Raw genomic sequence first — 24,726 nt, 5'->3', positions numbered from 1 at the left:
GGATAGCGCGCGGTGTAGGCGACCGACGTGCCGTCCGGCGAGATGCTCGGGAACGTCTCGCTGTCGGACTCGGCGGTGACGGGACGCGTCGGAAAGCCGCTCTGCGCGAACAGCGGATTGCGCAGGTCGACGCGCGAGGGCGGCGGCGCGCGGCCGAACACGGCGAGAAACGTGCACAGCAGCACGACGGCCGCACCGACGATCCAGAGCCCGACCGGCCGCTTCGGCGCGTCCGCCGGCGCGGCGGCCGGCAACGACGCGCCGTCGGCGGCACTCTCGCCACCGCCGGCGCCGGGCAGTTGTTCGAGCCACTCGACCGGCGTCACGAGCCGGTAGCCGACCTTCGGAATCGTCTCGATGTGCCGCGGAAGTTTCGGATCGTCTTCGATCGCGCGGCGCAGTTCGGTCACCGCATGCGTGAGCACGTCGTCGGTCGGGAATGCATCGCGCCAGACGGTATCGAGTAGTTCGGTGCGCGTCTGCGGCGCGCCGTTGGCCAGCATGAGCTGACGCAGCACGGCCATGGCTTTCGGCGTCGGCCGCAGTTCGCGTTCGCCGCGCAACAGGCGATTGCTGGCCAGATCGACGAACCAGTCGCCGAGGCGCGCGAATCGTGTCTGATCCTGTGGTCGCAGCACGCGAACGTTGGAGCTCACCCAGATCCCTCAACGGTTGATGATCGTCGTGGCGCGCACCGTACGAGGCGTGCCGGCGCCACTGCGCGGCGCTGGCGACGGCGCCCCGGTCACTGTCGGCATAGAGCGGCCGCCGGTCAACTGCCGTCCGTCGCGGGCCGCGCGAACGCGCGATCAGCGTCGGTCTGCGTTCGCGTCCCGGCAAACGCTGCAACATGCCGGCTCAACGGAAGCGGTCGGTCGCCTCGACCAGCTCGTGCGTGATGCCGGGCTCCATCGCCGAATGGCCGGCATCGGCGACGATGCGCAGGTCGGCTTCCGGCCAGGCACGGTGCAGATCCCAGGCCGAACGCGCCGGACAGACCACGTCGTAGCGGCCCTGCACGATCACCGCGGGTATGTCGCGCAATCGGCCGGCATTGCGCAGCAGCTGGTCGTCGCGCTCGAAGAAACCGCCATGCACGAAGTAGTGGCATTCGATGCGGGCGAACGCGAGCGCGAACTGGTCTTCGCCGGTCGCGGCGATGTGCGAGGAATCCTGGAACAGGAAACTCGTCGCGCCTTCCCAGATCGACCACGCCTTCGCCGCCGCCGTGCGCACATCGGCATCGCCGCTCGTGAGCCGGCGGTAGTAGGCGCTCATGAGGTCGCCGCGCTCGGCTTCCGGAATCGCCGCGAGATACGACTCCCACACATCGGGGAAGATCGCATCGCAGCCGCGCTGGTAGAACCACTCGAGCTCCCAGCGCCGCAGCATGAAGATGCCGCGCAGCACGAGTTCGGTCACGCGTTGCGGATGCGTCTGCGCGTAGGCCAGTGCGAGCGTCGATCCCCACGAGCCGCCGAATACCTGCCAGCGCTCGATGCCTAGGTGCTCGCGCAGCCGTTCGATGTCGGCGACGAGATGCCAGGTCGTGTTGTCGCGCAGTTCCGCATGCGGCGTGGAGCGTCCGCAGCCGCGCTGATCGAACAGCACGATGCGGTAGTGCGCCGGGTCGAAGAAGCGTCGCGAGTTCGCGTTGCAGCCGGCACCCGGGCCGCCGTGCAGGAATACGACGGGCTTCCCGTGCGGATTTCCACACTGCTCGTAGTATACGTTGTGCAGGTCGGACACCTGCAGCCTGCCGCTGTCGAACGGTTCGATTTCCGGATACAGCGTGCGACGCGGCGACCTGGCGACACTCATGGGCGAATCCCGACCTGGCAATCGCCCGAGTTTAGCCCGCACGCGCGCGCCGTGCGCGCCTCATTCGGTCGCCGCCGGCGCGCCCGCCGCGCGCTTGCAGATCAATTCCTGATTGAGGAATTCGCGTCCGTTGGACGCGCGCGAATAGATGCGCGAACGCGTGCGGCCTTCGTCGATCCACTGCCAGTCGAGCCGTTCCGCACGGGCGTTCTCGTCGGCCGGGCGGATCTCCACCTTGCCGCTGAGGTGACGCAGATCCGGCGCGAGTTCCGCATCGATCGTCATGCGCCGGTCGGGCGTGGTCGCGTCGAAACCGCTGCCGAGCACGTGCATGGTTTCCGGATCGACGCTGAGCAGGTTGATGCCGACATGGACGGTGTCGCCGCCGCGCAGTACGGCATGCACCGACTCCTGCAGGAAATTGCCTTTGAGCACCCATTCGAAACGGCGTTTCTGCGCGGTCTCGACCATGCGCTCGTGGAAGCGGTCGTCCCAGGTACGCAGGCTGCAGTCCCAGTTGCCGATCAGCGGCTGGGCGAACGACTTGAACGCCTGCCGCGAATCCTGCGCGACGCGCGGGTCGATCGCGCCGGCAACGCCGCTCGACGCCGTCAGCACGACGAGCAGTCCGATGCGCAGGGCGGTCCGCGCCCGTTCCACTGTCTTTTTCATTCGTCCCACGCCTTGACTCATGCCGCCTCCGGCTGATGACTGTACGCAATCCGCGCGCTGCCGCTGCCCATGACACCGAACGCGCGGGTCACGCTCGCGCGGGCCTGCATCAGCGCCATGCGGCGCAGGCGCGTCGCCGGCGTGCCGAACTGCTGCTTGAACAGCCGCGCGAACGCGCAGCGATTGATGAAGCCCATGCGCTGGGCGATCGTACCAATTGGCACGCTGGTTTCGACGACCATGCGCCGCGCGCGCAGCATGCGCTGCTGCACGAGATAGCGATGCGGCGATGCACCAAACACGCGGTGGAACAGGCGCAGGAAGTGCGAAGGCGACAGGCTTGCGACCTGCGCGAGCGCGGCGAGATCGAGCGGCACGGCCTGACCGTGATCGATGACGTGCTTGGCGCGTAGCAGACGCGCGTAGAGCTGGCGGCGATGACGCTCGCTGCGGCCGGGGCAGTTGCTGAGCGCCTGCGCCAGATCCTGCTGGCGCCGGGACAGCAGTCCCAGCACCTGATCGAGCGCCGCATGCGTGTCGACGGAGAGGTCGCTCGCGGACTGAGCGAGACGGGTCAGCGCGATCGCGAGTTCGTCGTCCTGCGCGAAGAACGCGGGTAGCGGGTCGACGCTGGCTCGTCCGCGCAGCCCGGCCGGGGCGAGCCAGAGCACGGCGACGCGCGCATCGTTGCCGGTCGTCTCGATACGCAGGCCGTTGCCGCCCTCGGTCAGCAGCACGTCCGACGAGCCGAGCTCGACGCTGCAGCCGCGGTTGTCGACCTGGACCCGGCCGCGCAGCGCAATGCAGAGCGCCGGCGGCGTCCAGCCCCAGGTCTGCGTTTCGCGCAGTTCGCCGACCCAGAGCAGGGCGCGCGGGCCGAATCGTTCGAGGTAGTCGTCCCGATCGCGCCAGGACGGAAACGCCGTATTGCCTTCATGTCGCCAGTGCACGCAGTTCATGTCGGACCCTCCTCCGTTGGATGGGCCGACACTAGGAACCGGCCGTCGGTGAGTCCCGAGTGCGAGGCGAGTTCGCGACGAATTCCGCAACATCGGGCGGCGAGGTTTCGGCGAAATCTCGGCGAGGTCGCTGTAAATCAACGACTTGACCGGACAACTCGGCAACTGTCCGGACAGGATCGCCGAAACGCAGCAATGACGCGGCCATGCGATCGACGCAGCCTGCGCGTTTCCGCAACACGGGAATCGGCACTGAATGCGGCGTCAGACGGCCGCCGAGGCGCGGGGAAATTGCGGCGAGGCGGGATCGGGGCGGGTTCGCCGCGGCAGCGGAACGAGATCGAGCGACGCGACGCTATCGCGTAACGTCGAATCGACCGGCACGCTCGGCGCGAACCTGGTTTTTTTCCAACGTGACTCGGAAGCCGATCCAGACGAGGAAGCGAACTCGCGCGGACGCGCCGCGCAAATGCTGCGCTGCAATAAGAGGGAAGGGGAAAACTCGAAAAGTCGCCGCGGACAGCCAGTGCGGCAGGGCGACTGATGAGGACGGCTCGATTGGTCGGGACGGCGGGATTCGAACCCACGACCCTCTGCCCCCCAGGCAGATGCGCTACCAGGCTGCGCTACGCCCCGACACGAGAACCGATTTCACACGAGCCGGCGAGTATAGCCGGCGCTCGTCGAATGCTGCAACGCAAACCAACGCTCCCCGAGTGGCGGGATGGGCGCCGTACGTCTCGCGACACTGCGACTCAGCGCCGCAGGATCTGCAGGACCTCTTCGAGCTCCATGCGCACCTGACGCACGATCTGGCTCGACATGCTGACTTCGTTACGCTGCTGCTGACCATCCAGGCGCTGACGAGCGCCCGTGATCGTGAAGCCCTGGTCATAGAGCAGCGAACGGATCTGCCGGATCATCAGCACGTCATGGCGCTGATAATACCGGCGGTTGCCGCGTCGCTTGACCGGCTTGAGATTCGTGAACTCCTGTTCCCAGTAGCGCAGTACGTGCGGCTTGACACCGCACAGCTCACTGACTTCACCAATCGTGAAGTAGCGCTTTGCCGGGATTACCGGGAGCTCACTGTTGCTGCCCTGATCCAGCATAGGCCTCGACTCTGACCTTCAGCTTCTGACCCGGCCGGAACGTGACCACGCGCCGCGCGGAGATCGGGATCTCCTCGCCGGTCTTCGGATTACGTCCGGGACGCTGATTCTTCTTGCGCAGATCGAAATTGCCGAACCCCGACAACTTGACCTGCTCCCCTTTTTCCAGAGCCTCACGCACTACATCGAAGAACGCATCGACGAATTCCTTGGCCTCGCGCTTGTTGAGGCCTACGTCCAGGAACAGTCGCTCCGCCATTTCCGCCTTGGTCAGCGCCATGCTACCCCCGCAGTCTACCGCCGCATTCGCGTTCCAGGGCAGCCAAGGCCGACGCCACAAAATGGTCTGCTTCCTGATCCGTAAGAGTGCGGTAACTGTCCTGCAAAATCAAGCCAATAGCGAGGCTCTTTAGACCGGAACCTAAGCCGGTTCCACTGTAGCGGTCAAATAGCACGAGGTCACGCAGCACAGATCCCTCGACGCCCCGAAGCACGTTTTCGATCTGTCCCCACGACACGGTTTCGGGCACGACGACGGCGATGTCGCGGCGCACCTGAGGGAAGCGGGACAGCTCAACGGCTTCTGGCAGCCGACCGGCGGTGAGCCCGTCGAGGTCCACTTCGAACGCATACACGTCGTGATCGAGATCGAGCGCCTTCAGCAGACGCGGATGCAGCGCACCGATCACGCCGATGACGAGCCCGTCGACGACGACATCCGCACTGCGGCCTGGGTGAAAATCCGTACGGTCGGTAGGGCGAAACACCACGGTCCGCTCGCCGCCGGTCAGGTCGACCAGACTCTCCAGATCCGCCTTGACGTCGTAAAAATCGATTGCTCGCTTGTCGCCTTCCCAGTGCTCCGGACGCGCACGGCCGCAGGCAACGGCCGCAACGCGGCGCGTCTCGCACGGCGCATCGTCGCCAACGCGAAATACACGGGCGATCTCGAACAGACGGACACGTTCCTGCTGGCGATTCGTGTTGTGCCTGAGCGCCTCGACCAGCCCCGGCAGCAGCGAAGTCCGCATGACGGCGAGATCGGCGCTCAGCGGATTGGCCAGCGCTACCGATCCCTCTTCACGTCCCCAGCGCTGCAGCCATTCGCGCGCGACGAAGCTGTAGCAGACCGCTTCGAAATAACCGCCGGCGACGAGCTGCAGGCGCACGCGTTCGGCCGGCACCTGTGATTCGGGCGGCAGATTCAGACGCAGCTGGCCGCTCGGCGCGCGCGTCGGCACACGTTCGTAGCCATGCACGCGCACGACTTCCTCGATGAGGTCTTCTTCGATGTCAATATCGAAACGGCGGGCAGGCGGCGTCACTGACCAACCCGCCTCGGTGGCGGCGACGCTCATGCCGAGCGCGCGCAGGATGCGATCGACTTCGGCATCGGGAACATCCATGCCGAGTACGCGCAGCAGCCTCTGACGACGCAGCACCACCGGCTTGCGCTGTGGCAGGTGATCGGCGGCAACCGCTTCGACGACCGGGCCGGCCTTGCCGCCGGCGATCTGCAGCAGCAGCGCGGTGGCGCGCTCGAGCGCGGCGCGCGGCAGCTCGGGATCGACGCCGCGTTCGAAACGATGCGACGCATCGGTATGCATGCCGAGCTTGCGCGCGCGCCCCATGATCGACGCGGGCGCGAAATGCGCGCTTTCGAGGAAGACATCCGTCGTCGCGTCGGTTACGCGCGAATCGAGGCCGCCCATGATGCCGGCCAGCGCGACCGCACGCGCTTCGTCGGCAATCACGAGAAATGGTTCGTCGAGCGTCACGTCATTTCCGTCGAGCAGCGTCAGCGTCTCGCCGGTACGTGCGCGACGCACGTGAATGTCGCCGGCGAGCCGCGCGTTGTCGAACGCGTGCATGGGCTGGCCGAGCTCGAGCATGACGTAGGCCGTGATGTCGACGACGGCGCTGATCGGACGCAGACCGGCGCGACGCAGACGCTCCTTGAGCCACAACGGCGACGGTGACGTCGGGTCGATGCCTTCGACGACGCGTCCGAGATAGCGCGGACAGTCGGCGCCGGCATCCAGACGCACGCTGCGCGCGGCGTTGCTCGTCACGGTCGCTGCGTCCTCAGCGCTTTCGGCGAGCGACGCACCGAACAGCGCCGCCACGTCGTAGGCGAGACCGCGCAGGCCGAGGCAATCCGGCCGGTTCGGCGTCATTTTCAGTTCGATGCTGGCGTCGGGCAGCGCCAGACAGGTGGCCAGCGACGCACCGGTCGGCGCGTCCGCCGGCAGTTCCATGAGACCGGACGCATCGGCGTCGAGACCAAGCTCTTTCGCCGAGCACAGCATGCCGAACGAGTCGACGCCGCGCAGTGCGGCCTGCTTGATGTCCATGCCGTTGGGCAGCTTCGCGCCGATCGTCGCGACCGGCGCCTTGAGGCCGAGCCGCGCGTTCGGCGCGCCGCAGACGATCTGCAGCGGCTCGGCATTTCCGACAGAAACGCTGCAGACGCGCAGCTTGTCGGCGTTCGGATGCTTCTCGCAGGCGACGATCTCGCCGACGAGCACGCCGTCGAGCCCTTCGCCGAGCACCTCGACGCCTTCGACTTCGAGACCGGCCATCGTCAGTCGATGGCACAACTCGGCTCTATCGGCAGCCGGATCGACGAGGCTGCGCAACCAGTTTTCGCTGAATTTCATGAGGGCGCTTCCAGAAGTGGTGAGAGCGAACCGCGGTCGCGTCAGGCGAACTGGCGCAGGAAGCGAAGGTCGTTCTCGAAAAACTGGCGCAGATCCTTGACGCCGTAGCGCAGCATCGCGAAACGCTCGACGCCGAGACCGAACGCGAATCCGCTGTAGCGTTCGGGATCGATGCCGCAGTTGCGCAGCACGTTCGGATGCACCATGCCGCAGCCGAGCACTTCGAGCCAGCGCTCGCTGCCGTCCTGCTGATCCCAGCGGATGTCGACCTCGGCCGAGGGCTCGGTGAACGGAAAATAGCTCGGCCGGAAACGCATCTCGAAGTCGCGCTCGAAGAACGCGCGCACGAATTCGGCCAGCGTGCCCTTGAGGTCGGCGAAGCTCGACGTTTCGTCGACGAGCAACCCCTCGACCTGATGGAACATCGGCGTGTGCGTCTGGTCCGAATCGCTGCGATAGACCTTGCCCGGCGCGATCACGCGAATCGGCGGCGTGCGGCCGCTCATCGCTCGGATCTGCACCGGCGAGGTATGCGTGCGCAGCAGGCGGCCGTCGGGAAAATAGAACGTGTCGTGCATCGCGCGCGCCGGGTGGTGCGGCGGAAAGTTCAGCGCTTCGAAGTTGTGATAGTCGTCTTCGATTTCCGGGCCTTCGGCGACCTGGTAACCGAGACGCTGGAAGATGTCGGTGATGCGTGCGAGCGTGCGCGACACCGGATGGACGGCGCCGAGATCGGCGATGCGGCCCGGCAAGGTGATGTCGACGAGCTCGCCGGCAAGACGCTCGGCGAAAGCGGCTTCTTCGAGCACGCTGCGCCGCGCGGAAATCGCATTCTGCAGACTTTCCTTGACGCGATTCACGCGTTCACCGGCGGCCTTGCGCTCGTCCGGAGCGAGCTTGCCGAGCGCCTTGAGCTGCTCGGTCACGAGTCCGCTCTTGCCGAGCAGTCCTACGCGCAGGCTTTCGAGCTGATCGATCGAAGCGGCTTGCCCGATGCGCGCCAGCGATTCGTCGACCTGCGTCTGCAATACGTCCATGCAAACTCCAAAAATAAACTCATTCTGTTCTTGCGGAGCGCCGCCACTCGCCGCGCCACATCGCCGGGCGCGCGCGACGACCTGCGCGCAAAAAAAAGGGGAGCGAAGGCGACAAGCCCGCGCTCCCCACGTTGCAGCCGACGGCGCGAAGGCCGTCGAGGGTATCTCGCTGCGGTTACGCGGCCAGGGCGGTCTTCGCCTTCTCGGCCAGCGCACCGAACGCCGCGATGTCGTGCACCGCGATGTCGGCCAGCACCTTGCGGTCAACGCTGATGTTGGCCTTCTTCAGGCCGTTCATCAGACGGCTGTAGGACAGGCCGAACTGACGCGCACCGGCATTGATACGGACGATCCAGAGCGCGCGGAACTGGCGCTTGCGCTGCTTGCGGCCGATGTAGGCGTACTGGTGCGCCTTCGTCACGGCCTGCTTGGCTACGCGGAATACCTTGCGGCGGGCGTTGTAGTAACCCTTCGCCTTGGCAATGATCTTCTTGTGGCGACGACGCGCCGTTACACCTTTCTTAACTCGTGCCATTGTTCAATCCTCCACTCAGAGATACGGCAGCATGCGTGCCACGCGGCCTGCGTCCTCGGCGCGAACATGGTTCGTGCCGCGCAGGTTGCGCTTACGCTTGGTCGACTTCTTGGTGAGGATGTGGCTCTTGAAGGCGTGGCCGCACTTGAACTTGCCGGACGCCGTCTTGCGGAACCGCTTGGCAGCGGCCCGGTTGGTCTTCATCTTGGGCATGAAACTGCTCCGTTGAGATTTTCGTTACTGACCCGAGCGGTGGCCGCAGCCACGCTTTCCGTCCTGCTCGAATCGGCTGATTAAGTCCGCGCATGCGCGGACGGGTTCCACAAAAATCCCGGCACGCCCGTGCCAGGAAATCGATACGCAGCGCTCGCGCGCTTACTGTTTCTTCTTCGGGGCGACCATCATGACCATGAGTCGCCCTTCCAGACGCGGCCACTGCTCGACGACCGCCTCTTCGGTGATCTCGGCAGCGATGCGCTTGACCATCGCGTCGCCCAGCTCGACATGGGCCATTTCGCGCCCCTTGAAGCGGATGACGACCTTGACCTTGTCACCCTCGGCCAGGAAGCGCTTCATGTTGCGCATCTTGACTTCGTAGTCGCCGTCGTCGGTGGTCGGGCGGAACTTCAGTTCCTTGATCTCGACCTGCTTCTGCTTCTTCTTGGCCGCGTGGGCCTTTTTCTGCATCTCGAACTTGAACTTGCCGAAGTCCATGATGCGGCAGACGGGCGGATCCGCATTGGGCTGGATCTCGACGAGATCCAGCTCCAGGTCCTGAGCCATGCGCAGCGCTTCGTCGCGCGACAGAACTCCGACCTGTTCCCCGTCTGCGCCGATCACACGCACCCGCGGGACGCGGATCTCGTGATTGCGGCGATTGGCTTTTTCAGCAGTGGCGGCGATACGCGCGTCCTCCTAACAATTAAATATATCGAGCAATCAGGGGCTTATGCCCCAACCTGCTCACCTTTGAGGCGTTCGGCGAACTGAGCAACGGTCATGGAGCCCAGGTCTTCGCCCGAACGAATACGCACAGAAACGGCCCCGTTCTCTCTTTCGCGATCACCGATCACGAGGAGATACGGAACCTTCTGCAACGTGTGCTCGCGGATTTTATAGCCGATCTTCTCGTTGCGCAAATCCGCCTCTACCCGGAAACCTTGCGCGACAAGGGTTTGCACGGCCTCAGCCACAGCGCCGGCCTGGGCGTCGGTGATATTCATGACCACCGCCTGCACCGGCGCCAGCCAGGCCGGGAAATTGCCGGCGTGGTGCTCGATCAGGACACCGATGAACCGTTCGAGCGAACCCACGATCGCGCGGTGGAGCATGACCGGCGTGTGACGCGCCGAGTCCTCGCCGACGTATTCGGCACCAAGGCGTCCGGGCATCGAGAAGTCGACCTGCATCGTGCCGACCTGCCACGCGCGGCCGATCGAATCCTTCATGTGGTACTCGATCTTCGGGCCGTAGAACGCACCTTCGCCGGGCAGCTCCTGCCATTCTACGCCGCTGACGCGCAATGCCGCCCGCAGCGTTTCCTCGGCCTTGTCCCAGACCTCGTCGGAACCGATGCGCTTGTCGGGCCGCAGCGCGATCTTCAGCGCGATGTCGGAGAAGCCGAAGTCGGTGTAGACCTTCATGGCCTGCTGATGGAATGCGGTGACTTCGGCCTCGATCTGCGACTCCATGCAGAAGATGTGGCCGTCGTCCTGCGTGAACCCGCGCACGCGCATGATGCCGTGCAGCGCACCGGAGGGCTCGTTGCGGTGGCAGGCGCCGAACTCGCCGTAGCGGATCGGCAGTTCCTTGTAGGAATGCAGCCCGTGGTTGTAGACCTGCACATGCCCCGGGCAATTCATCGGTTTCAGCGCGTAGTCGCGGTTCTCCGAGCCCGTCGTGAACATGTTCTCGCGGTAGTTTTCCCAGTGCCCCGTCTTCTGCCAGAGCGTCTGGTCGAGGATCTGCGGACAGCGCACTTCCTGGTAGCCGCTCATGCGATAGACGCGGCGCATGTATTGCTCGACGACCTGCCAGATCGCCCAGCCCTTCGGGTGCCAGAACACGAGACCCGGCGCTTCTTCCTGCAGATGAAACAGGTCGAGCGCCTTGCCGATCTTGCGGTGGTCGCGCTTCTCGGCCTCCTCGAGCTGCGTGAGGTAGCCCTTGAGATCTTTCTCGTTGAGCCAGGCCGTACCGTAGACGCGCTGCAGCATCTCGTTCTTGGCATCGCCGCGCCAGTACGCGCCGGCGACCTTCATGAGCTTGAACGCCTTGAGCTTGTTCGTGTTGGGCACATGCGGTCCGCGGCACAGGTCGATGAACTCGCCCTGCGAATACAGCGACAGATCCTCGTTCGCCGGGATCGACGCGATGATCTCGGCCTTGTAGTGCTCGCCCTTGTTGCGGAAGAAATCGACGGCGGCATCGCGCTCCATCAGCGACCGCGAGACCGGCACGCCTTCGGCGGCGATCTTCTTCATCTCGGCCTCGATCTTGTCGAGGTCTTCCGGCGTAAACGGCGTCTTGCGCGCGAAGTCGTAATAGAAGCCGTTTTCGATCACCGGACCGATCGTGACCTGCGTATCGGGGAACAGGCGCTGCGCGGCCTGGGCCAGCAGATGCGCCGTGGAATGACGGATGACGTCAAGCGCGTCGGGGTGTTTTTCGGTGACGATTTCGAGCACGGCGTCGGCGTCGATGCGATGACTCGTATCGACGAGCTGGCCGTCGACCTTGCCGGCCAGCGCCGACTTGGCCAGGCCCGGACCGATGGAAAGCGCGACATCCTGCACCGACACGGGGTGCTCGAATTCGCGCCGGCTGCCGTCGGGTAGCGTAATGCGGATCATGGTTCTGCCTCGGGTTGCCGCGCACTGAAGAATCGCGGCCAATAAAAAAGGGCGCCGAGCGCCCTTTCTGCGGGTGGCTCTGCGCGTGGCGGTCAGGAACTCGGGAACGTTCGCGTGCTCATGTCACACCCTCGACCGGCGCGTTGGCGCGGGCCACCTTGGTTCTTCACACCGCGAAGGCGGCGCAGACGCGCGAAAACTAGTGCACTGCAGCAGCCGCTGTCAACGCCGCTGCAGCGGGGTTCCGGAAGGCCTGACATGCGGCGGCGCAGCGGCAGTTGAATCTGCCGCGAATTGCTTCAAGATCGCGCGCCTGTTGCTGCGCTCGTCCCGAGGAGAGTTTCGATGTACCGCCCCCTGACCTTCCTGTTCCTGTCGCTGCTCTGCATCGCCGGCGCCCGCGCTGCCGAGCCCGTCGCGATAGGCCAGCTCTACCAGATCAACTCGCCGACGCTGACGGAAGACCGCAGCTATCGCGTCTACCTGCCGGCGAGCTATCGCTGGGCCGCGAATCGCCGCTATCCGGTGCTCTACGTGCTCGACGGCCGTACGCGCTTCGGCCACACGGCAACCGCCGTCGAAGCGCTTGCCGCAGCCGGCGACATTCCCGAAATGATCGTCGTCGCGATCGACAGCACCGAACAGCGCACGCGCGACTTCACGCCGACCAATTCCGAAGCGATCGCGGGCGGCGGCGCGGACAAATACCGGCGTTTCCTGTCGACCGAACTCGTTCCGGCCATCGAACAGGAATACCGCGCGAACGGCTACCGCGTTCTCGCGGGCCATTCGCTCGGCGGACTGTTCGTGCTGCACGTGCTCAGCGCCGAACCGTCGCTGTTCCAGGCTTACGTCGCGCTCGCGCCGACGCTGGATTGGGACAAGCAGGTCGCCCAGCGCTCGCTGCAGAAGACCTTCGAGACCGACAGCACGGTCAAGGGCTTCGCGTTCGTCGCGCGCGCCGACGACGGCGGCGCGGCACTCGCCGACTTCGAAGCCGTCGCCGACACGTTCAAGAACAAGGCGCCGCCGGGACTGCGCTGGCAGGCCGCCGCCTATCCGCAGGAAACCCACGCCAGCGTGCCGGTACCGGCCACTGTCGACGCACTGCGCAGCCTGTATCAGGGCTATCGCCTGAGCGCAGCCGACCATGCCAAGGGCATCGCAAATGCCGAAGAACATTTCTCGAAGGTCTCGCGCCTCGTCGGCACGCCGCTCGCCGTCACCGAAGAAGCCCTGAGCGGCGTGGCTTACGCACAACTGGACGCCAAGCCCAAGGACGCACTGAAGCTGTTCCAGCGCAACCTCGACGCGAATCCGAATTCGGCGGACGCCCACCTCGGCATGGCCGAGGCGCTGGCAAAGAATGGAAAATGGAAGGACGCGGCAAAGGAAGCCGATCGCGCCGTCGCCCTGTCGGCCGAATACCAGCTGCCGCCGACCGCTCAGTCCTACTACAAGGACAAGGCTGCGCGAATCAAGGAAGGCCCGAAAAAGAAAGGCGCGAAGTGAGTTCGCGCTTCGCGTGACACTCCGGCTGCGGCAAGAAGTTGCGCAGCCATAGACGGCGCCGCCATGGCGGCGCCGTCACCGCAGGACTCAGAACGCCCAGTCGAAAATGACGCTCGCGCTGCGGCCCATTTCGTCCGCACCCGAGCCATGCTCGCGATAGCGGCGGTCGCCGATGTTGTCGAACAGCAGCGTCAGCTTGGTTTCCGGTGCGAATTCCCAGGCCAGCCGGGTGTTCCAGGTATTCCAGCCGGCCGTTCCTTCGGGATTGACGCGCGGGTCGGTGAGGTCGCGCGGACTCAGGCGATCCTGCCGCGTCGCGTACAGCGCATTGACGTCGAGGCTCAGCGTCGGCGTGAAGTAGTGCAACAGTCCGATGCGGCCGTTGAGCGGCGGCACGCGGTCGGCGTCATACGATTCACCTTCGAAAGTCTCGTCGCCGCGCGTGTAATTGAGCACGCCGTAGAACTGGCTCTTGTCGCTGAAATACCAGCGGCCGCCGGCTTCCACGCCCCAGAGATCGAGCTGGGTGACATTTGCGTTCGTCACGATGATCGCGCCGGCCGAGGTCAGCTCGCCGGTCTCGATCGTCGTGATCTTGTCCTTGTAGTCCGACTTCCAGACGAAGGCCTCGGCCTGCCAGCGCGGGTTGTCCCACTTGAGGCCGAGATCGTACGTGATGACCGTTTCCGGCTTCAGATCCGTGTTCGGAATCGCGAAGCGGTTGCTTGGACGGCTGCCGAACACGCCGAGGTCGAAGATGTTCGGCGCGCGGAAGCCGCGGCCGATGTTGCCGACGACGTGCGTCGTGTCCGACGCCTTGAACGTCAGGCCGGCGTTGCCGGTAAAGTCGTCCGGACTCAGCTTCACGCCGACGCCCTGAGGATTCGGCGTCAGCTCGATGTCGAAGCTCGAATAGCGGCCACCGAGATCGAGCTGCCACTGCGGCGCGAGCGCGATGCTGTCGTTGAGGAATACCGCGTAGCTGTCCATCGTCGAGCCGTCGGGAAAACGCGGCGGGCGCGCGCTGATGACGTTCGTGTTGATGTTCAGCCGCTGGCGGAAGCTGTCGATCGTGTCGTAATACGCTTCTGCGCCGTAGACCAGCGCGTGATTGCCTGCTTCCTTGTTGAACGTCGCCGTGAAGCCGCGCAGACGGCTCGAGTTTTCTTCGAGCTCGCGGTTCGGCGAATCGAATTCGCGCGTGCGGCGGTCGTCGTTGATCTTCTGGTAGCCGGCGTGGAATTCGGCGCGGTCGAACCAGCCCGCGTCCTGCTCGATCACATAGCGAGCCTGCACGAACAGGCGGTCCTGCGGCTGGAAGTAGAACTCGGACGAATTGGGCCGCGTCTGGTGAAAGCTCGTGACGAGTTCGTCGACACGCGCGGTCTTGGGCTGCTTCAGATAAGCGGCCGACAACATGAGTTCATGACCCGACGCAGGAGCCCAGAGCAGCTTGGTATCGGCGGCCCAGGAACTGAAATCGGTATACGGCAGACGGTCGCCGTCGCCGCCGAGCTTGCGCAGGCCCACGTCCTGCACGGTCACGCCGCCGGAAATCGACACATCGTTCTTGCCGGCGGCGCCGGCGATGCGGCCGAGGCGCGACAGATCGCCGCTCGTGTATTGCGCGCGAAACCGGCCGCGGCCGTCCCAGCTGTCGCCTTCGAAGCGCTCTTCCGGCGTGAGGATGTGAACGACGCCGCCCATCGCGTCGGAACCATAGAGGCTCGACTGCGCGCCGCGAACGATTTCGATCTGCTCGACATTCTGCGAATCGGCCAGCGCGAAGTACTGGTTCGGCGAATTGCGGAAGAACGCCGTGTTCATGCGGAAGCCGTCGACCATGTGCAGCACTTCCGAGCCCTTGAGGCCGCGGATGATCGGAATGGCCTGGCCCGGCGTCGTCGCCTGGATGAAGGCGCCCGGCTGTGCGCGCAGGTAATCGGCGACCGTCAGCGCCGGACGCTCGTCGATCTCGTCCTTGCCGACGACCGTAACGGCGGAGGCGACGTCGAAGTTCGACTTCGCGGCGCGCGTCGCCGTCACCTGGATCTGCTCCAGCGGCTGCTCGCCGCCTCCTTCCATGGACGTATCGGCGTCGGCCGCGTCTGCTGTCGCTGCCGCCGCCTCGGCACTCGCCACAACCGCTGTTTCGGCAAACGCCGGCGACGCCAGCGCAAAAAGAATGGCGCTCAGCAGCGCGGAATATCGCATGACTCGTCCCCCTGTTAGGCCCGCGTTAACGCAAGGGGCAGAGATTGCTTGGTTAAGGCCGACTTAACATCAGCCTCAAGAACTAATTTTTACCGGTCGCAAGAAGGATTCGCGACGGCAACGGATACCGGAGCGACCGTTCTTGCGCCGCGGCCGCGTCGCCACGGCTCCCGCGCGCCGCCGCCATGCCGCCGCGACGGCACGCGCATGCCCACTCAGGCCGACACGTGCGACCGGATCCAGGCGACGTAACGATCCATCCAGCCCTGCACAAACTCCCGGCTGGATGGACCGATGCCGCCGTCGGCATCGAACAGCCCGTCCTTGGCGTGAATGAACGCTTCGGGTTGGCCCAGCGTCGGCACATTGAGATAGGCAAGCACGTTGCGCAGGTGCTGCTGGGCCAGCGCCGTACCGATCGCGCCGATCGACGCCCCGATCACGCCGGCGGGCTTGCCGTTCCAGGCGCTCTGACCATAGGGACGCGACGCGTGGTCGATCGCATTCTTGAGTACGCCCGGCATCGACCGGTTGTATTCGGGCGTCACGAACAGCAGTCCCTGAGCGGCGGCAATCTCGCTCTTGAGACGCTTCACCGCATCGGCCGGATTCGTGTCGTCGTCCTGGTCGTACAGCGGCAGATCGTCGATCCGCGAGGTCTGGAAATCGAAATCCGGCGGACCGAGACGGGTCAGGGCCGTCGCGAGCTTCTTGTTGAACGAATCCTTGCGCAGACTGCCGACGATCACCGCGATGCGGTACTGGCTCATGACGTACTCCTTCTGGAATTTGTCGGTTCCACCGTGCCGAGGCCAGAGCTCCCGGCCGCAGACGACGGGGGTGCTCCGCAGCGACGAAGGCCGTCGCGCGTGCTCTCGTACTGTATGCGCGCGGCGACGTCGGATCAGCGTCAAATCCCGCGACAGTGTAAGTCGCCCATCGCAACAACGCGCGCAGGGGTTGTACAGCCGCTACGACTTCGCTATATTTCGCGCCCCTTCATCGGGCGCGTAGCTCAGCGGTAGAGCACTACCTTGACATGGTAGGGGTCACAGGTTCGATCCCTGTCGCGCCCACCAGTACCAGGCAAACGGCGTGAATCTTCGAGATTCGCGCCGTTTTGCTTTGGGCGGATCAAAAACCCGCAACGCCTCGATGCCCGGAAATCAATCGGCAGCGCGCGCACGGATTTCCGCGTCGCGCGCTGCCGGTGCGGCGTCTTCGCCTCACGACGAGCCGATCAAGCCTTCGCTGCGCAGCCTGTGGATCTCGTCGCGCGCGCGCGCGGCCTGCTCGAATTCGAGGTCCTGCGCGTGCTTGTACATCTGCGCTTCGAGCTTCTTGATGCGCGCGGCGATCTGATCCGGCGACAGCGTCGAGTAGTCGGCCGCCGGCTCGGCGACCTTGCGCTCGGACTTTCCGCGTCCGCCGCGCGCCTTTTCGCCGGCTGCGTCGGAGCGGGCGCCTTCGAGAATGTCGGAGATCTTGCGCACCACCGAGCGTGGCGTGATTCCGTGTTCGAGGTTGTACGCAACCTGCTTGGTGCGGCGACGATCCGTTTCCTCGATCGCCGCCTTCATCGAATCGGTGATCGAATCGGCGTAGAGAATCGCCTTGCCGCGCAGGTGGCGTGCGGCACGGCCGATGGTCTGCACCAGCGATCGCTCGGAACGCAGGAATCCTTCCTTGTCGGCGTCGAGAATCGCGACGAGCGACACCTCGGGCATGTCGAGCCCCTCGCGCAGCAGGTTGATGCCGACGAGCACGTCGAACACGCCTAGGCGAAGGTCGCGAATGATCTCGACGCGCTCGACGGTTTCGATGTCCGAATGCAGATATCTCACGCGCACGCCGTGGTCGGCGAGGTATTCGGTGAGGTTCTCCGCCATGCGCTTGGTCAGCGTCGTGACGAGCACGCGATCGCCCATCTCGATGCGCGCGCGCGCCTCGCCGAGCAGGTCGTCGACCTGCGTCGAGACCGGCCGGACCTCGACCTCCGGGTCGATGAGCCCTGTCGGACGCACAAGGAGTTCGACGACGCTGCCCTGCGACTTGTCGAGCTCGTAGCGCGCCGGCGTCGCGGAAACGAAAATGGAGCGCGGCGCACGCGCCTCCCATTCCTCGAAGCGCAACGGACGGTTGTCGAGCGCCGAGGGCAGCCGGAATCCGTATTCGACGAGCGTTTCCTTGCGCGAACGGTCGCCTTTGTACATGCCGCCGAGCTGCGGCACAGTCACGTGCGACTCGTCGACGACGAGCAGCGCATCCGACGGCAGATAGTCGAACAGCGTCGGCGGCGGATCGCCCGGCAGGCTGCGCGTCAGATGGCGCGAGTAGTTCTCGATGCCCTGGCAGTAGCCGATTTCCACGAGCATCTCGAGATCGAACTGCGTGCGCTGCTGCAGGCGCTGCGCTTCCAGCAGCTTGTTCGCCTTGTGCAGCTGATCGAGGCGCTCGCGCAGTTCTTCCTTGATCGTTTCGACCGCGTGCAGCACGCTTTCGCGCGTCGTTGCGTAGTGGGTTTTCGGATACACCGTGAAGCGCGGCACCTTGCGCAGCACCGCGCCGGTCAGCGGATCGAAGATCGAGAGGCTTTCGATGTCGCCGTCGAACAGTTCGATGCGCAGCGCCTCCATTTCGCTCTCGGCCGGAAACACGTCGATGATCTCGCCGCGCACACGATAGGTGCCGCGCTTGAGCTCGTAGTCGCCTCGCGTGTATTGCAGTTCGGTCAGGTGACGGATCAGCTCGCGCTGGTCGGTATGCTCGCCGCGCATCAGGTGCATGCGCATCTTGAGGTATTGATCGGGATCGCCGAGACCGTAGATGGCCGAGACGGTCGCAACGATCAGCGCATCGCGCCTCGACAGCAGCGCCTTCGTCGCCGACAGCCGCATCTGTTCGATGTGATCGTTGATCGAGGAATCCTTCTCGATGTACGTGTCGCTCGACGGAACGTAGGCCTCGGGCTGGTAGTAGTCGTAGTAGCTGACGAAATACTCGACGGAGTTATTCGGAAAAAACTCCTTGAACTCGCCGTAGAGCTGCGCGGCAAGCGTCTTGTTCGGCGCGAGCACGAGCGTCGGTTTCTGAATCTGCTGAATGACGTTCGCGATCGTGTAGGTCTTGCCCGACCCTGTCACGCCGAGCAGCGTCTGGTGCGCGAGGCCGGCCTGGAAGCCTTCAATCAGGCGCGCGATCGCGCCGGGCTGGTCGCCGGACGGCTGGTACGGCGCTACCAGCTGGAACTGGTCGGTCATGGAGATCTCCGTGCAGGCGGGCAGTATAGGTGGGGGTCGCGGCCGGCCGCGATCAACCCTGTCCTGATTCGGAATTTTCCGACGCCTCCGCGCGGTACTTGCCGCTGCCGCGCCAGCAGCACGCCACCTAGCCTGTCGTCACTTCCCGAACGGACGGCAGCCATGCATTTCGCAAACCGGCATCACCAACGCGGCTTCAACCTCCTTGAGCTCGTCACCGTGCTCTCGATCACGGCAATCGCGCTCTGCACGGCATTGCCGTGGTTCGGCGGCGTGTTGGCCGGCCAGCAGCAACGCACCGCCATCGGAGAGTTGACGAGCGCGCTCGCGAGCGCGCGCATGGTCGCGGTCGAACGCCGCCGCAGCATCGTGGCCTGCCCGTCGCACGGCGAGGAGTGCGAAGCCACGTCGTTCTGGCATGACGGCTGGATCGTGTTCGAGGACACGAACCGCAATGCGCAGCGCGATACCGGCGAGCCGGTACTGCACGTCAACGCCGCCCAGTCCGCCGTGCGCATCGCGACGAATCCGGGACGGCAGCAGATTCGCTATCGCTTTGACGGCAGCAGCGACGGCAGCAACGCGACGATCACGTTCTGCGACCGGCGCGGCGCGTCCAAGGCCCGGACCCTCGTCATCAACAACGCGGGGCGGGTTCGCAGCACGGATGCGACGGACGATCAGGCCGCGTCCGCCTGCGAAGCTTGACCAGCGGCGGCGGGCGCGGCAGTGCCCCTTGCCCGCCGGCGGTCACGGATACCGGTGTCTAGGAAATTTCCCAGGCAAGTTTCGGAGAATTTCGGATTCGCAGCCGCACGGGCGACGGCAAACTGCCCTTGCTTCGAAGACAAGGACGACGCGGCGGGCACGGACGCCCGCGAACTTGGGCGACAACGAGCCCGTCAGTTTCGGAGCCGAACGTGCAGACCCTATCTGTGCGCCCGCCCGACCGCCGAGGATCCGTCCGTGAACAACGCCGCCCGCCAGACCCTTACCGACATCCGCACCATCCAGCGGCTCGAATCGTACGTGCGTTGCGCGCGCGCCGAACTGGCGAGCAACCCGCACGATGAACTGCTGCGCGAATTCATTCGTATCAACGAAACCCTGATCCGCGAGGAACGCGAGCGCCTGCTGAGCGCCGCCTGATCGATCCGGATCGACGATTGCGGAGCCATGCACTGTCAGCGCCGTTGCGTGACCTCGGCGCAACGGAATGCGGACAACGGCGCGGACAGTGTATCGACGCAGGAATGCGTCCCTCACGCAGGAAGCAAAGCGGACGCCGTGCGGCCACTCGAAACACCAAGGACGATGCAAAACAAAAAGGCCTGCATTTCTGCAGGCCTTTTTGCTTTCATCTGGCTCCCCGAGACGGACTCGAACCGCCGACCCAGTGATTAACAGTCACTTGCTCTACCGACTGAGCTATCGGGGAATGTGTGAGGCGCGGGATTTTGCCGATACGCCCCGGGCTCGTCAAGCCCTTTCCGCGCTTATGCACCGCGGAAATACCGGGTCAATCGACGATCACCCGGTAGCACGGCTTGTAGGCGCTTCCGCCGGGCAGTTTCATGCGGTGCTGCGCGACGAAGCTCTGCAGCAGCGCATCGAGCGCACGCATGATTTCCGGCTCGCCGTGGATTTCGAACAGACCGTGCTGCTCGATCGCGCGGATACCGTCTTCCTTGACGTTGCCCGCGACGATGCCCGAGAACGCGCGCCGCAGATCGGCCGCGAGCCGATACGACGGCTGATCGCGATTGAGCTTGAGGCTCGCCATGTTTTCGTGCGTCGGCCGGAACGGCACCTGCAGTTCGTACTGAATGCGCAGCGCCCAGTTGAAGAAGAACGCATCCTTCGTATCGAGGCGATAGTCGCGGACCTTGTCGATGCCCTTGACCATGAGCTTCGCGACCTCGGCCGGATCGTCGACGATGACGTGGTAGCGCTTCGCGACATCGTCGCCGAGCGTGAGGCGCAGGAATTTGTCGATCTGCTCGAAATACGCAGCCGATTCGCGCGGCCCGGTGAAAACCAGCGGAAACGGAATGCCGGCATTGTCGGGATGCAGCAGGATGCCGAGCATGTAGAGGATTTCCTCGGCCGTACCGACGCCGCCCGGGAAAACGATGATGCCGTGGCCGACACGCACGAACGCTTCGAGACGCTTCTCGATGTCCGGCATGATGATCAGATGATTGACCGACGGATTCGGCGATTCCGCGGCGATGATGCCGGGCTCGGTGATGCCGATGTAGCGATTGTTCTTACGCCGCTGCTTGCCGTGGCCGATGATCGCGCCCTTCATGGGTCCCTTCATCGCACCCGGACCGCAGCCGGTCACGATGTCGAGACCGCGCAGGCCGAGCTGGTAGCCGACCTGCTTCGTGTATTCGTATTCGTGGCGCGCGATCGAATGGCCGCCCCAGCAGACCACGAGATTCGGGTCGTTGTGCGGGCGCAGTACGCGCGCATTGCGCAGGATCTCGAACACGGCGTGCGTGATGCCGCTCGAATCGCCGAGTTCGAAACCGCCGGCCTCGAGCTGAGTAGCAACGTATACGATGTCGCGAATTACTGCGAACAGCAGTTCGTTGACGCCGCGGATGATGCGGCCGTCGACGAAGGCCTGGGCCGGCGCATGCGTCAGCTCGATCTTGATGCCGCGATCCTGCTGCAGCACCTGAATGTCGAAGTCCGGATAGCGATCGAGCAGCGCGCGCGCGTCGTCGGTCTCGACGCCTTGCGTCAGCACCGCCAGCGCGCAGCGGCGCAGCAAAGCATGAACGCCGCCGTGAGAGGCATCGCGCAGGCGCGTGACCTCGTTGCGGGACAGTACGTCGAGGCCAGCGGCCGGTGAAATGCGCGCCGACACGGTCGTCGGGCGGTTGGAGGTCTTGCTGTCAGGGCTCATGAATGTCCATCTGGTACGGGCGGCGCCGCGCCGTCGCGGCTACCGCAGGAAACTGGCGCCCGGCACCGGCGCGGCGGACCGGAGGGTCGCGGCGACACAGACTGGGCAAGGATTGCGAGACGCCGTGTCCCGCGCGCCCGCTGGGGGCTCCGACTCGTCACGCCAGCATTCCGCAAGCTGAACCGTACGTCAACTGCAGCCTATGTTTTATCGCTGCGCCGCCATCCGGCACGCCCAGGAATGTTTAACCCGCAGATAACTACACCGCCTAGACGCTCGACTACCATCCAATTGTCGCCAAAAGCGACAAATATACACATCCGAATGGTTTGATTGCCCAAACAGAACTCATCACTCCAGCCCTTTGCTAAGGAACGCACGATGACGTTTACGAGAAACACATCAGCCAAGAAGCGGACGACTGCAGCCATCGCTTTTCTGATGCTCCCGGCCAGTGCTGTCATGGCTCAGATAGATCTTTGCACGTGGTATCCAGGCACGCCCGAATGCCGATGCCAAGACAATCCGTACGACGTGGCCTGCTCGACTGTCGAGACTCAGCCGCCGCCGTGGGAAACCTATCGAGATGAAGTTCCGCCGCCTCCAATTGGCGACGGAATGTGGATTCTTCCGTTGCCATCGAATCCGATCAGCGCGTCCTGCACATCCGACCCCGAAACTCGGTATCACTATGCCTACTACGCAATATTGAATCGCTGGTACAACGGCGACGTCGAGTACATGGAAACCAACGAATGGCACGACACCGGCTACACGTTCAATGTCGTATTCCCCAACGGCACCTCATACGAAACCTACCATCTGACTCGCCGTGGAGGAGTCGACAACATCAACGTCATTGCGCCTTGGGACTATGAGTCCGTGCAGTGCTGGTGGCCGTACATTCCGACCAATTGATCGCGCCAACAAAAAAGCCCCGACAGCGTCGGGGCTTTTTTTCTTACACGACTTCTTACTGACTTAGAACGAGTAACGCAGACCCACCTGAACCGCCCAGCGCGATTCACCGATGTTGTCCTTGGTCACGAAGCTCTGCGCCGCACGCGGGTAGCGGTAGATGTACTTGCCGGTTGCCGCGTCAATACCGCCGAACTCCGCGACGCCGAGGCGCTGGCCGCCGTTGGAGTTGAACGGCGCTTCTTCGACATGACCCCACTTCTTGTTGAGCAGGTTGGTGAAGTTCAGGATGTCGATCCAGAGTTCACCCTTGTTGCCCTTGAAGAAGCCCGGAACTTCCTGTGAGAAGCGCAGATCGATCTGGTTGATCCACTTGCCGCGCGCGCTGTTGCGGCTGACGACCTGACCACGATGGCTGTTCAGGAATTCGTTGCTCTGGATGTAGTTCCAGAAAGCAGTCGCCTGAGCCTGGTCGGTGAACAACACATCGTTTTGATCGAGCGGCACATAGAACAGATCGTTCCCCGCGTTGCCGTCACCGTTGGCGTCGTTCGAGAACGTGTAGCTGTACGGACGACCGGTCCGGCCTTCATAGAAGGCCGATACCATCGTGTTGTAATCGCCGAAGAACGCGTGACGCCAGCTCAGCACGGCCGTGAAGCGCTGCTGGATTTCCGACGCGGCGGTTGCGGCAACGTCTTCGTTCGCGTTGTAGACGGCCAGCGAGTTCCAGTTAGACAACGCGACCGACGACGAACCGACATTGGTTTCCGTCGAATTGCCGTAGGAATAACCGATCCTGCCGCCCCAGCTTTCCGTGAACGGCTTCTCGAGCGACAGCGTGAGGTTGCTGGCCTTGCCTTCATGCGTATTGCGCAGAAGGATCACGTCGGCGAACTGACCGTTGTTGCGCGCACGGGTGCGGCCCGTTCCGGTCGTCGCATTGGCCCAGAACGCGTCGCGGCCGTCAGGCAGTTTGCCCGTCGACGGACCGAGGTTCAGATGGTTGAACTGAACGCCATCACGCACGTCGAGGTAGATGTATTCGGCCGAAGCGACGAGGCCCATCCACGGCAGTTCATGGTCGAACGCGAGCGAACTCTTCCAGACCGACGGCGCATGGAAGTTCGGCGTCATCAGCGAGATCGTCTGAAGCACCGGCGAACCGGCAGGACGCGGCTGGTTGAACGGGTCGGCCGAGAAGTCGGTGCCCGTACCTGCGCGATAGGTCGAGAACAGCAGGCCGTTGTTGCTGTAGGAGTTCGACAGCCAGACGCCGGGGCTACCGCCCTGGAACAGGCCAACACCGCCACGCAGCTGGGTCGGGCGCGAGGTGTCGAACGTGTAGTTGAAGCTCGTGCGCGGCTGCCAGACTTCGAGGCCGTTGACGGTCGAATCATTGCGGTAGTTGAACACCGGTTCGACATTCGCGTTATAGAGCGGGAAGTCGTCGGTCACGAAGCGATCGAGACGCACGCCGAACTGCCACGACAGATTGCTCGTGACCTGCCACGTGTCCTGCGCAAAGAAACCCCACTGCTCCAGCGCCCAATTGGCTGCGGCGTTGTTCGCGTCGCCGCCGATCGGCGCGTTGAGCTGATAGCCCACGCCGCCCGGCAGCAGGCCGCCGGTGAAGCCTCCGGGCAGCGGCGAATAGCGACCGGCCTCGAAGTCGGCAATGCTCGCGAACGAGTAGTTGCCGTAGAAGTCCTGCAGGAACAGGTTGAACGTGTCGTTCTTCTTGTAGTCGAAGCCGAACTTGATGTCGTGGTCGCCGACGAACCAGTCACCGGCCCAGAACGCATTGACGTTCTTGACGTCGAGTGCATTGGCCTGACGCGAGCGCTCGGAACCGATGAACACCGTGGTATTCGGCGCACCGTTGAGGCCGGCGACGGCGATAGCCATCGCCGGAAGATCGGACGAACGCAGCGATTCGTTGGTGTACTTGCTGTACGAGATCGACGCTTCCGACGAGAAATTCTCGTTCCAGTCGTTGTACAGGTTCAGCGCGTAGTTCTCGAAGTCGTAGGTCTTGTCGTACCACCACGACGACAGCGAGACCTGGCCGCCGGTCAGACGCTCGAGCACCGGCACCGAGGATTCGGTTTTGTTGTAGCGGAAGCTCGCGCGGTGATAGTCGTTGATGTTCCAGTCGAACTTCGCGAGGTACTTCTTGTCGGTCAGGTCGCCCGACGGGCTCAGCGAACCAGCATCGAAGCCGTAACGTTCGCGCGCGATGCGGCGGATGTCGTCG

21 protein-coding genes and 3 tRNA genes are annotated in these 24,726 nt (G+C 64.2%); 5 read left to right on the top strand and 19 right to left on the bottom strand.

What is annotated here, in order from left to right:
• From VLF18_RS05060 to thrS, 13 genes are all read right to left on the bottom strand, one after another.
• Window positions 1-656: winged helix-turn-helix domain-containing protein (locus VLF18_RS05060; protein ID WP_325278525.1), on the bottom strand; the 656-nt coding region annotated here is incomplete at its 3' end.
• 202 nt (window positions 657-858) lie between these two features.
• Complete coding sequence (gene pip, locus VLF18_RS05055) at window positions 859-1,821, bottom strand: prolyl aminopeptidase (RefSeq protein WP_325278524.1); 963 nt, start codon at window positions 1,819-1,821, stop codon at window positions 859-861.
• A 60-nt stretch (window positions 1,822-1,881) separates the two neighbouring features.
• Window positions 1,882-2,493: a hypothetical protein gene (locus VLF18_RS05050; RefSeq protein ID WP_325278523.1), complete on the bottom strand. Its 612-nt coding sequence runs from the start codon at window positions 2,491-2,493 to the stop codon at window positions 1,882-1,884.
• A 17-nt stretch (window positions 2,494-2,510) separates the two neighbouring features.
• Window positions 2,511-3,452 (bottom strand): AraC family transcriptional regulator, encoded by a 942-nt coding sequence (locus VLF18_RS05045; protein ID WP_325278522.1) that lies wholly within the window; start codon window positions 3,450-3,452, stop codon window positions 2,511-2,513.
• A 559-nt stretch (window positions 3,453-4,011) separates the two neighbouring features.
• Window positions 4,012-4,088, bottom strand: a tRNA-Pro gene (locus VLF18_RS05040).
• A 119-nt stretch (window positions 4,089-4,207) separates the two neighbouring features.
• Window positions 4,208-4,564 carry a MerR family transcriptional regulator gene (locus tag VLF18_RS05035; protein WP_133819103.1) on the bottom strand — a complete coding sequence of 119 codons (357 nt, stop codon included), beginning with the start codon at window positions 4,562-4,564 and terminating at the stop codon, window positions 4,208-4,210.
• Window positions 4,539-4,844 (bottom strand): integration host factor subunit alpha, encoded by a 306-nt coding sequence (locus VLF18_RS05030; RefSeq protein ID WP_133819102.1) that lies wholly within the window; start codon window positions 4,842-4,844, stop codon window positions 4,539-4,541. Before VLF18_RS05030 ends, VLF18_RS05035 begins: the two co-directional genes overlap by 26 nt.
• A 1-nt stretch (window position 4,845) precedes the next feature.
• Complete coding sequence (gene pheT / locus VLF18_RS05025) at window positions 4,846-7,224, bottom strand: phenylalanine--tRNA ligase subunit beta (protein ID WP_325278521.1); 2,379 nt, start codon at window positions 7,222-7,224, stop codon at window positions 4,846-4,848.
• A 41-nt stretch (window positions 7,225-7,265) separates the two neighbouring features.
• Window positions 7,266-8,261 (bottom strand): phenylalanine--tRNA ligase subunit alpha, encoded by a 996-nt coding sequence (gene pheS, locus VLF18_RS05020; RefSeq protein ID WP_325278520.1) that lies wholly within the window; start codon window positions 8,259-8,261, stop codon window positions 7,266-7,268.
• Window positions 8,262-8,436: 175 nt separating this feature from the next.
• The gene (gene rplT, locus VLF18_RS05015; RefSeq protein WP_325278519.1) at window positions 8,437-8,796 is read right to left on the bottom strand and encodes a 50S ribosomal protein L20; all 360 of its coding nucleotides are present in this window, start codon (window positions 8,794-8,796) and stop codon (window positions 8,437-8,439) included.
• A 15-nt stretch (window positions 8,797-8,811) separates the two neighbouring features.
• Window positions 8,812-9,009, bottom strand: coding sequence for a 50S ribosomal protein L35 (gene rpmI / locus VLF18_RS05010; protein WP_133819098.1), 198 nt, complete (start codon window positions 9,007-9,009; stop codon window positions 8,812-8,814).
• 162 nt (window positions 9,010-9,171) lie between these two features.
• Window positions 9,172-9,699: a translation initiation factor IF-3 gene (gene infC, locus VLF18_RS05005; protein ID WP_325278526.1), complete on the bottom strand. Its 528-nt coding sequence runs from the start codon at window positions 9,697-9,699 to the stop codon at window positions 9,172-9,174.
• Between the two features lie 44 nt (window positions 9,700-9,743).
• Window positions 9,744-11,648 carry a threonine--tRNA ligase gene (gene thrS / locus VLF18_RS05000; protein ID WP_325278518.1) on the bottom strand — a complete coding sequence of 635 codons (1,905 nt, stop codon included), beginning with the start codon at window positions 11,646-11,648 and terminating at the stop codon, window positions 9,744-9,746.
• Window positions 11,649-11,993: 345 nt separating this feature from the next.
• On the opposite strand from thrS, the gene VLF18_RS04995 reads away from it, so the two are divergent.
• Entirely contained in the window at window positions 11,994-13,160 is a 1,167-nt protein-coding gene (locus VLF18_RS04995; RefSeq protein ID WP_325278517.1) for an alpha/beta hydrolase-fold protein, read from the top strand.
• Between the two features lie 87 nt (window positions 13,161-13,247).
• On the opposite strand, the gene VLF18_RS04990 is transcribed toward VLF18_RS04995, so the two are convergent.
• Both VLF18_RS04990 and VLF18_RS04985 read right to left on the bottom strand, forming a co-directional pair.
• Window positions 13,248-15,245, bottom strand: coding sequence for a TonB-dependent receptor plug domain-containing protein (locus tag VLF18_RS04990; RefSeq protein WP_325278516.1), 1,998 nt, complete (start codon window positions 15,243-15,245; stop codon window positions 13,248-13,250).
• 344 nt (window positions 15,246-15,589) lie between these two features.
• Complete coding sequence (locus VLF18_RS04985) at window positions 15,590-16,144, bottom strand: NAD(P)H-dependent oxidoreductase (protein ID WP_325278515.1); 555 nt, start codon at window positions 16,142-16,144, stop codon at window positions 15,590-15,592.
• 234 nt (window positions 16,145-16,378) lie between these two features.
• On the opposite strand from VLF18_RS04985, the gene VLF18_RS04980 reads away from it, so the two are divergent.
• Window positions 16,379-16,453 (top strand) — tRNA-Val (locus VLF18_RS04980).
• 147 nt (window positions 16,454-16,600) lie between these two features.
• Here VLF18_RS04980 and uvrB read toward each other — a convergent pair.
• Window positions 16,601-18,634 (bottom strand): excinuclease ABC subunit UvrB, encoded by a 2,034-nt coding sequence (gene uvrB, locus VLF18_RS04975; RefSeq protein ID WP_325278514.1) that lies wholly within the window; start codon window positions 18,632-18,634, stop codon window positions 16,601-16,603.
• Between uvrB and VLF18_RS04970 the strand changes: the two genes are divergently transcribed.
• Window positions 18,533-19,342 carry a GspH/FimT family pseudopilin gene (locus tag VLF18_RS04970; protein WP_325278513.1) on the top strand — a complete coding sequence of 270 codons (810 nt, stop codon included), beginning with the start codon at window positions 18,533-18,535 and terminating at the stop codon, window positions 19,340-19,342. The genes uvrB and VLF18_RS04970 overlap by 102 nt on opposite strands.
• Before the next feature lie 258 nt (window positions 19,343-19,600).
• On the top strand, window positions 19,601-19,783 hold the full coding sequence (locus VLF18_RS04965; protein WP_325278512.1) for a hypothetical protein: 183 nt from the start codon (window positions 19,601-19,603) through the stop codon (window positions 19,781-19,783).
• Between the two features lie 213 nt (window positions 19,784-19,996).
• Here the strand turns inward: VLF18_RS04965 and VLF18_RS04960 are convergent.
• Window positions 19,997-20,072: transfer RNA gene (locus tag VLF18_RS04960), tRNA-Asn, on the bottom strand.
• An 81-nt stretch (window positions 20,073-20,153) separates the two neighbouring features.
• On the bottom strand, window positions 20,154-21,551 hold the full coding sequence (gene ppnN, locus VLF18_RS04955; RefSeq protein ID WP_325278511.1) for a nucleotide 5'-monophosphate nucleosidase PpnN: 1,398 nt from the start codon (window positions 21,549-21,551) through the stop codon (window positions 20,154-20,156).
• 381 nt (window positions 21,552-21,932) lie between these two features.
• Here ppnN and VLF18_RS04950 point away from each other — a divergent pair, with 381 nt between their 5' ends.
• A complete protein-coding gene (locus VLF18_RS04950; protein ID WP_325278510.1) occupies window positions 21,933-22,469 on the top strand; it encodes a hypothetical protein in 537 nt (178 codons plus the stop codon).
• A gap of 63 nt (window positions 22,470-22,532) precedes the next feature.
• On the opposite strand, the gene VLF18_RS04945 is transcribed toward VLF18_RS04950, so the two are convergent.
• A partial coding sequence (locus VLF18_RS04945; protein ID WP_325278509.1) for an Oar protein occupies window positions 22,533-24,726 on the bottom strand: 2,194 nt, incomplete at its 5' end.

Origin of the sequence: Tahibacter sp. (genome assembly GCF_035481375.1) — a bacterium.
In the GTDB taxonomy this organism is placed as follows: domain Bacteria; phylum Pseudomonadota; class Gammaproteobacteria; order Xanthomonadales; family Rhodanobacteraceae; genus Tahibacter.
Note: the sequence above shows the minus strand (reverse complement) of the source record. Positions and strands in the feature narration are given on the sequence as shown.

Bases quoted from the DNA above. Each gene is read 5' to 3' on its own strand.
- uvrB (WP_325278514.1), bottom strand. From the start codon at position 18,634: ATGACCGACCAGTTCCAGCTGGTAGCGCCGTACCAGCCGTCCGGCGAC.
- pheS (WP_325278520.1), bottom strand. From the start codon at position 8,261: ATGGACGTATTGCAGACGCAGGTCGACGAATCGCTGGCGCGCATCGGG.
- ppnN (WP_325278511.1), bottom strand. From the start codon at position 21,551: ATGAGCCCTGACAGCAAGACCTCCAACCGCCCGACGACCGTGTCGGCG.
- VLF18_RS04950 (WP_325278510.1), top strand. From the start codon at position 21,933: ATGACGTTTACGAGAAACACATCAGCCAAGAAGCGGACGACTGCAGCC.
- VLF18_RS04995 (WP_325278517.1), top strand. From the start codon at position 11,994: ATGTACCGCCCCCTGACCTTCCTGTTCCTGTCGCTGCTCTGCATCGCC.
- pheT (WP_325278521.1), bottom strand. From the start codon at position 7,224: ATGAAATTCAGCGAAAACTGGTTGCGCAGCCTCGTCGATCCGGCTGCC.
- VLF18_RS04985 (WP_325278515.1), bottom strand. From the start codon at position 16,144: ATGAGCCAGTACCGCATCGCGGTGATCGTCGGCAGTCTGCGCAAGGAT.
- rpmI (WP_133819098.1), bottom strand. From the start codon at position 9,009: ATGCCCAAGATGAAGACCAACCGGGCCGCTGCCAAGCGGTTCCGCAAG.
- VLF18_RS05050 (WP_325278523.1), bottom strand. From the start codon at position 2,493: ATGAAAAAGACAGTGGAACGGGCGCGGACCGCCCTGCGCATCGGACTG.
- rplT (WP_325278519.1), bottom strand. From the start codon at position 8,796: ATGGCACGAGTTAAGAAAGGTGTAACGGCGCGTCGTCGCCACAAGAAG.
- pip (WP_325278524.1), bottom strand. From the start codon at position 1,821: ATGAGTGTCGCCAGGTCGCCGCGTCGCACGCTGTATCCGGAAATCGAA.
- VLF18_RS04990 (WP_325278516.1), bottom strand. From the start codon at position 15,245: ATGGAAGGAGGCGGCGAGCAGCCGCTGGAGCAGATCCAGGTGACGGCG.
- VLF18_RS05035 (WP_133819103.1), bottom strand. From the start codon at position 4,564: ATGCTGGATCAGGGCAGCAACAGTGAGCTCCCGGTAATCCCGGCAAAG.
- thrS (WP_325278518.1), bottom strand. From the start codon at position 11,648: ATGATCCGCATTACGCTACCCGACGGCAGCCGGCGCGAATTCGAGCAC.
- VLF18_RS05030 (WP_133819102.1), bottom strand. From the start codon at position 4,844: ATGGCGCTGACCAAGGCGGAAATGGCGGAGCGACTGTTCCTGGACGTA.
- VLF18_RS05045 (WP_325278522.1), bottom strand. From the start codon at position 3,452: ATGAACTGCGTGCACTGGCGACATGAAGGCAATACGGCGTTTCCGTCC.